Source organism: Rhodanobacter sp. MP7CTX1, from assembly GCF_014205795.1.
Classification (GTDB): Bacteria; Pseudomonadota; Gammaproteobacteria; order Xanthomonadales; family Rhodanobacteraceae; genus Rhodanobacter.
On record NZ_JACHCN010000036.1, the window covers coordinates 1 to 2197 of the forward strand.

Below are 2197 nucleotides of genomic sequence, written 5' to 3' on the forward strand. Positions count from 1 at the left end.
TGCAACTGGCGGCCAGTGATGGCAACAGCGTCGTGGTCAGCAGCACCGGTCCGGCCGGCACGCCGATCAGCGGAAACATCGGCTATAGCGTGGCCAATGTCGCTGCCCATCACGTCATCATGGAGTTGGCACCGAACACCGGCTACACCATCACCGCGACCGTTAGCGGCAGCGTGCAGAACGTCAGCGTAAGCGTCGGTGGCGCCACGATGAGTAGCAGTGAAGGCGTGCTCGACTTTAATCTCAGTACGTCCGGAGTGGTATCGACACCGCCGGTCATTTCAACCCTGCCGATCAGCATTCTGCCGGTGCCGGGGTATCCGCAACCTTATACGGGATCATAGGCGGTCGTCGGTCAATAGATTGCACTGGCGCCGCGCATTTCACGGGTACAGTGGCGTGCGGCTGGCGTATCAGTTGTGAACCAACGTGGGCTGCGCGGTGGCCGTCTTCAGCGGACGCAGCGGCGAGCTGTATCAGTCAGTCACCGTGCCGTCCTCGAAGCGCATCCCGGATGGCCCGTATTCCCAGCGACCTTCGCCGATCAACATGGGTCGCCTTCGATGGCGCGCACGACGTCGGTATCCATGCGGTGCTCAAGGTTGGATGCCTGGGCCGTTGCGCGTTGGCCCGCAAGAGTGCTGTTCGCTGGGCAGATTGGGACGTGGACGTCGCCGTGTCGGAGTCGGTACTCCCCGGCAGCCAACCGAAGTCCCATAGCATCCACACGACGCAAGCGAGCGCTGCGGGCGCGACCAGCCACCATCGCACGCGCCGCCGCCGCGGTGGCGCGGCGATCGCAACATGAGCTCTCGGAGGTGGGCTGCTTTCGGGCGCAGCCTTGCGTACGGGAGGGGCGCCGGGAAGTCGGCCGTGACGGCGCTCGAATTCCATCGCCGCGCCATAGAGTGCGGTCAGTTGTTGCAGTCGCTCGGCGGCAATCACGCTCACCTGATCCGCGCTGCGGCGGTCCGGATGCAGCACGGCAACGCGACGACGATATGACTGCTTGAACGCTGCCAGTCCGCAGCCGGGATTCAATCCCAGGATCATGTACAGATCGAGAAAATCGGTCTCGCGCGCCAAATTTTTCCCCTCGAGAATGACGAGCTGCCATGCCGGTTTTATTGTCGGCGCGCGCATCCACCTGCTTCATCGTCAGGATACTTCAACGATACACGTCACGCGCATTTTGAGGTGCAGATGCGTGGATTTGGCACCGGCGAAAAGTAGGAGCAGAGACATCGAGCGTGATGCTGGCGGTGATGCCGTGCTCAAGGGCGAGATGAGCTTCATCGGACCCGGAGCGGCCACAGCCGATCTGGGAGAAAAGATTCGCGACTACAGTCTGCGCCACTGTCTGCGGCCGGGTTTCGCCGACTGGGCGCAGCTGCGCTATCCCTGTGGGACTTCGAAAGCGGACGTCACGGAGAAGCTGAAATACGATACGTCAAGAACCACAGTCTGCTGTTTGATCTGTTTGATCTGTTTGATCTGTTGATCCTGATTCAGACCGTGGAAGTCGTCTTGTTCGGGCGTGGCGCACGCAAGCAGCCTGCTGAAAATCGCTTCTGTGATGGCAATCCGCGGCGCGTGTAACGTCCGCAGCTGACGCGTGCGGACGCCTACCATATCCCGACGATTTCAACCACCACTGATGTTCATCGGGTGTTGCCTATACATGCGTCTTCCGCAGAAGTCACGGCATATTTACCGCAAAAACAAGTACGTGTAGTGCGAGTGAGCTGAAAATGTGACGTAGTCGAAAAACGCACCCGAAGTTTTGCCTTATCCTAATAAGAGTTTAGGAAAAACTGGTACTGGCAACTGTCCGAAGCATCCCTCGATTTCCAGCAATCGATCCGGCTCACGCGCCCCATCCCCCATCTGCGGAAATCCCATCATGCTTCGTTTGAACAAGATAGAACTGCGCGCGTTATCTTCTCCGTCGACACCCCTGACCACGGTCGATACGCGCTCCACCTCGCATCCACGCGAGGCCTCCGGTAGCGCAGGAGCGCTCCGTAAATGTCGTGTGCGCCTCCTCGCCAGCACCCTGGCGTTGATGCTGCCGCTTGCGGCGGGTGCGGTGACCATGGCGCCGCATCCGCGCCTGATCCTGGATACCAATACGCTGACAACATTGCGCCAGAGTGCGGCCAACAACAGCGCGCAATGGCAAACGCTGAAAGCCACC

Annotated in this window: 3 protein-coding genes and 1 pseudogene; all 4 read left to right on the forward strand. The window is 60.2% G+C overall.

Annotation, left to right across the window (positions count from 1 at the left end):
* A pseudogene (locus HDE77_RS20190) lies at positions 1 to 344 on the forward strand (hypothetical protein); the annotation flags it as partial.
* Positions 345 to 873: 529 nt separating this feature from the next.
* The gene (locus HDE77_RS20650) at positions 874 to 1005 is read left to right on the forward strand and encodes a hypothetical protein (protein WP_255482836.1); all 132 of its coding nucleotides are present in this window, start codon (positions 874 to 876) and stop codon (positions 1003 to 1005) included.
* Between the two features lie 202 nt (positions 1006 to 1207).
* Positions 1208 to 1501 (forward strand): sugar transferase, encoded by a 294-nt coding sequence (locus tag HDE77_RS20655; RefSeq protein ID WP_343206145.1) that lies wholly within the window; start codon positions 1208 to 1210, stop codon positions 1499 to 1501.
* Positions 1502 to 1903: 402 nt separating this feature from the next.
* The coding region (locus HDE77_RS20200) for a hypothetical protein (RefSeq protein ID WP_184419717.1) at positions 1904 to 2197 on the forward strand (294 nt) is incomplete at its 3' end.